Below are 5,461 nucleotides of genomic sequence, written 5' to 3'. Positions count from 1 at the left end.
GCTGACTCCATTCCGGGGCCGGTATCGGCAACGGTGATGCGAACACGGTCTGTGCCGTCGGCGGAGGTGGAGACGCGGCGGAGCTGCAGCCGTAACTTCCCAGGCGTGCCGGCCATGGCATCAAGCGCGTTACTTAGCAGGTTGACCAGCACCTGGCGTATGTCTGAGGCGTGAATCAGAATGGCAGGCACGTTTGCGAAGTCTCGTTCTACCGTGATCTGCTGCTCGTTGAGCCGGCGGGCGAAGAGTGCCAGCGCAGACTCCAGCAGTTGTGATAGCGCGATGCGGGTCTGACGGTTGCTCTGACGATGGAACTGAAGGGTTTGTGTCGCAATCTGGGAGACGCGTTGAAGTTCATGCTGGGCATCTCTGAGGTATGACTGCGTCTCTTCATTGACTTCGCTGGAGGTTTCGGCCAGATAGATGAAGTTTGTTACGGCTTCAAGCGGATTGTTGATCTCATGGGCGATCATCGAGGCCAATTTGCCGACTGCTGCCAGCTTCTCGCTTCGGCGCAGGCTCTCTTCTGCTCTTCGCCGATCCGTAATGTCATCCACGGTTCCAATCGTCCCCATCGGCAGACCCGCTTCGTTGAAGAAGACGGTGGATCGGCCGAAGATCCATCGGGTCTCTCCATCGGGCAGCAGCAATCTGTATTCGATCTCGAAGGAAAATCCGCGGCTGCTTGCATCAGACCAGCCTTCGACAAGACGGGTGACGTCGTCTGGGTGGATGCGAGCGGTCCAGCCTCGTCCAAGGATCTCCGATTCATTCATGTGCCAGATCTCCTGGAGACGAGGGTTGGTATAGGAGACGTTCGCCTGCAGGTCGGCCTGAAAGATGCCTACCGGACTGGATGCGCTGAGACTGCGGAAGCGTGCTTCGCTGGCCCGAAGCGCTCGCTCTGCAGCCTTGCGATCGGTGATGTCGGAAGCTACGCCCACGATCTCTTTGACGGTTCCATCTTCGTGAAGATAAACACGTCCATGGCTCAGGACCCAACGTACTCCACCGTCGGGACGCACAAGGCGGTATTCCATCTTCGCCTCGGAGCCCTGCCGAATTGCCTCTGCCAAGACCTCTCGCCGCCGGACACGATCGTCGGGATGGATGAGTGATTCAAAGAGTTCTGGAGTGATGATGACTCCCGGCGAGACACCGGCTACGGCGTAACACTCCGCATCCCAATCAATGACATTGGCGGCAACGTTATAGGACCAGATGCCGAGATTCGCAGCTCCGGCGGCGAGGCGGATACGCTCCTCACTTCGGCGCAAGGCAAACTCGGTCTGCATTCTCGTTCGCCGTTCCGTTGCTGTTCGCAACTCACGCAGCACGACGAAGGGCAGGCGGGTGAGGTCGTCTTTCTGGAGATAGTCCTGCGCGCCTGCTTTCACCAGGGTGTCCATGTGCTCAGGGCAGGCCTTTCCGCAGATGAGGAGGAAGGGGAGTGCCGGGGCAAGCTCACGGACGATCTGAAGCGAAACCAGGACGGGGAGCTCCTGAACGGAATCTGCGCAGATGACGATATCCCAGCCGGAAGAAGCGAGTGCCCTTCTGAGCTGTGTTCCTGTAGCTGCGACGCGATAGGTATGCGGCAGGCCCGCTGACTCGAGCGCATGCCGGATCGGTAGGATATCCGCCTCGCGATTGTCAAGAAAGAGTACACGCAGCACGGCACATGACATAGAAACCTGGGCGACAGCTGACCTAGAACTCGGCACCTCAGATGCCCACAACGAATCGACGACAATCTTACCGCTTCATGACAGAAACGCCCTAGACCCATCTTTGATGGCATACCAACGCTCTTTGAGCGACACGTTTCATCAGGCCCGGTGCTATGATCGGCATGCTTCTGAGGAGCGGTGTTCACGCGCTCTGAACCTTCGTTCGATGTTACCGAAGAAGCCTCACATTCCATTACGGTTCAGCCCGGAGTTACCTTCCCATGACGATGTCTCGGTATGCGTTTGTCCTATTTGTTGCAACTTCGATCAAAAGCGTGGCGTTTGCCGCCCCCGCGTATCACTCGCCCTGGGATGCGCATCCAGTAAAGGAGACCAGCGCGGCATATAGCTGCCCGGAGCCGGCACATCTGCCCGTGGATTTTGTCACGGATGGCTTCTACGCAGACAACGATCCGACGCACTCCATCATTGATCCGGTGAAGCAGAAGGCATATGCGGAGTCCTCCGGTCCGGTAAAGCGCGAAGGTGATCTGATGGTCGCCGCGGCCGACGAGTTTCGAAAGACCGGATCTGCACAGGCGGCCAAGTGCGTCTTGCAGCACCTGGAAGTGCAGGCAAAAGAAGGTGCGCTGACAGGAAAGATGTCGTCCTCACAGGCCTACTTTGTCCAGGGATGGGTTGTGGGTGCGGAAGCCATTGCGTATCTGAAGGTCGGAGGGCCGGCAAAGACGACGGCGGCGCAGCGCACTTTGATTCTGCCATGGCTGGAGAAGGTGGGCGCGCAGACGATGAAGTTCTATGAGGACCGCGCGAAAGAGAGCGGCGGTAACAGAGCCCAGAACCACTTCTACTGGGCGGCAGTGGAACTGGCAGCCATCGGGATTGCGGCGAATAACCCCAGCGACTTTGATTGGGCGATGCAGCAGGCGAAAGCCGGGATCGCGGCAATCCGGCCCGACGGCACACTTGCGGAAGAGATGCGCCGTGGCAAGCGTGCCCTGCACTATCACCTGTATGCTGCATCACCGCTCGTGATGCTGGCAGAGCTTGGACTGCCGAACGGCGTTGATCTTTATGCGGAGGACGCCGGGGCGTTGAAGAAGTTGATTGCGATCTCGACGGCAGGTCTGGTCGATTCCTCGTTCTTCGATAAGCAGACGGGGATTCCGCAGGAGCGTCCTGATCCACCGACCGGGGAGGCGATCGGCTGGGCCGAACCCTACAATCGCCGTTTTCCCGATCCTGTCACGACAAAGCTACTCGCTGCGGCTCCTAGCCACAGCTACATGTACCTGGGCGGGCTTCCGCCACAATAATGGTTGTTCCGGTTTATGAGAGACAAAAGAGAAGAGGCCAGCTCAAAGCTGGCCTCTTTCCGTTGGAGTAGTGCTGGTTAGAAGGTCAGGCGAACACCGAGTTGCGTCTGGCGCATCGAATTTGCGCCAGTGATCTTGCCGTAGTTGGGTGAATTCAGGGTCGCATTCGGATTGCTGAGATTCACATTGTTCAGGACGTTGGTGAATTCGCCACGGAACTGCAGCGTGGTCTTCTCCCAGAGTGCAAAGTTCCGGAAGAAGGCAACGTCCACGGACTTCGATCCCGGGCCGTCCAGAGTATTTCGTCCTGTCGTGCCTTCGGTAGCGGTGGTTGGAGCAACGAATGCTGCCGTGTTGAACCAGGCATTGATGACGTCGTTCCGCGAACGGTGAGCATCAAGGTATGGGTTGCCGACGATATTAGGACGATCGTTGTTCGTACCATCAAGGTTGGTATCAGCACCGTTGGTGACGGTGAATGGAGCTCCACTGCGAAAGCGGACGATCGGAGAGACTTGCCAGCCATTGGCCGCGGTCTTGATGTAGCGGTTGTTGCCGTTGTAGTAGTCCAGCATCCACACGACGGAAGTGGTGAACATGTGGCGGTAGTCATTGTCAGAGCGGCCACGTTCCAGCCAGAGCTTCGTCTGGTTGGCCACGGAAGCGGTGCTGTTCTGCATGCCAAGGCTGGCCCAGTTCTTAGCCCACACGTAGAAGCTGCGCACCGTGAAGTGCTGACTCATGCGCTTGTTCGCCGTCACCTGCATCGCGTGATAGGCACTGGTCTGGTTGGAGCCGAAGATATTGATTCCCTGGTAGGTAATGGGAATGCCCTGGTAGTTGGTGGCCGTGCCGGTCGATAGCGGAGGATTCGGCTGGTACGGCCGGCGTTGATCGACGTTGCTGGTGGAAGGCGTAGCGGCGCCGACGTTCACCAGCATGGGGTAGTTGACGTCCGTTGTGTACGGAAGGTGCCGCCCCATGGCCCCAACGTAGCCCACGGAGGTTGCAAAGGTGGAGGTCCATTGTTGCTCGACGGTAAGGTTCGCCTGATAGGTCGACGTCCAGTCGAAGTTCGGATCCGTTCCAGGGACAGAGAACGGAGCGGTGAAGCGGGGAGCGGACGGTGTGTAGTTGTAGGGGAAAGGCGAGCCGCCCGCCACATTGGCGTAGGGATCGGTGATCGACTTCACGTTTGAGAAGGATGCCCGGAAGGAGAAGGGCTGACCGGCCGCTCCCCATTCGTTGCCGGAGATACTGCCCCAGAAGATACCGGCGCCACCGCGAACCGCGATCTTCGAGTTGCCAAAGACATCCCATGCAAAGCCGACACGGGGAGAGAAGTGATTCCAGTGGACCGGAACAATGCCGCGCGAGACACCCTTATCGCCAGGTACGAGCAATCCGATCGGAGCACTGGAGATGGTGGTTGATTGTTGACCGAACTTGAAGTTCTCCACCTTGTTGTCGGTGTCGACTGGAGGTGTCTGTATGTCCCAGCGCAGGCCGAGATTGAAGGTCAGGTTGGAGGTAATGCGGTAGTCGTCCATCAGGAACAGACCGGCATACCAGCTATTCATCCGCTGAATGCTAGGCGCGTCCTGGTTCATGGAATTGGGAAGTCCCAGGAGGAAGTCCGATAGAGCGTTGTAGCTGCGCGACTTCGCTGACGTGAAGTTGAAGATGCCGTAGTTGTTCAGCAGCGATTCCTGGATGTCTTTGTCGAGGGCTGCATTGCCGCCGAAACGAAGGGAATGTTTGCCCTTGGTCCAGATGATGGTGTCGCGCACCTCATAGTAGTTGGAGCCGGCGCGCGGGCCGGCGATGGCGTTACCGGCGGTGAAATAGCCACTGACGGCGATCTGAGGAAGCGATGGAGTCCCCTGAACCTGGAACTTCGAACCATACTCGCCGATCTGGTGTGCCGGGGTGTTCACACGGCCGCCCAGGTTGCGCGCAARTGAGATCCACGCCTGATTGATCAGTGTAGGGCTGATCGTATAAACGTGGCTTATGTTGGCATTCCACTGACGCCAGACATAGTTCTGCTGTGACCACGRCAGGTTGCCGCCGGCGTTCTGGGAGTTGATGCCCGCTGTTTCGAAGACTTCGCCGGTGAGCCTTTGGTTTGCGGTCAACTGGTGGTCGACCTTCATCAGGAATTCATCGGTGTTGTTCTGGTTGCGGATATATCCGGCGTACGTGTTGCCGGCGCCGTTCGGCAAGGGAATCGATGGCAGACCGTTGGCGCCCTTGAGGATGTTCTGCACTGTCGCGTCGAGGTCAGATGCCGGAATGATGTTGCCGGCGTACGGTTTGTTGGTCTTTGGGTTGCAGACGTAGAAGGTGGTCGATGTGCCGCTTTGACAGGAAGACGCCGCCGGCCCCGAAGGCAGATTCTCGCTGAAGTTACCCGACCGCTGGGCTGCTGAAGGAACCACGGCTGCACCGCTG

General features: G+C 58.2%; 3 protein-coding genes. 1 reads left to right on the top strand and 2 read right to left on the bottom strand.

The window, feature by feature from the left end; translation table 11 throughout:
- The coding region (locus AB4043_RS12800; protein WP_442307209.1) for a PAS domain-containing protein at window positions 1–1,688 on the bottom strand (1,688 nt) is incomplete at its 3' end.
- A 263-nt stretch (window positions 1,689–1,951) separates the two neighbouring features.
- Here AB4043_RS12800 and AB4043_RS12795 point away from each other — a divergent pair.
- Window positions 1,952–3,007, top strand: a complete 1,056-nt coding sequence (locus AB4043_RS12795) for an alginate lyase family protein (RefSeq protein ID WP_442302358.1) — start codon at window positions 1,952–1,954, stop codon at window positions 3,005–3,007.
- Between the two features lie 77 nt (window positions 3,008–3,084).
- Here the strand turns inward: AB4043_RS12795 and AB4043_RS12790 are convergent.
- A partial coding sequence (locus AB4043_RS12790) for a TonB-dependent receptor (RefSeq protein ID WP_442307208.1) occupies window positions 3,085–5,461 on the bottom strand: 2,377 nt, incomplete at its 5' end.

This window comes from Terriglobus sp. YAF25 (assembly GCF_052113305.1).
Classification (GTDB): domain Bacteria; phylum Acidobacteriota; class Terriglobia; order Terriglobales; family Acidobacteriaceae; genus Terriglobus.
The sequence above is the reverse complement of the archived record's forward strand: the minus strand, read 5'-3'. Positions and strand labels throughout refer to the sequence as shown.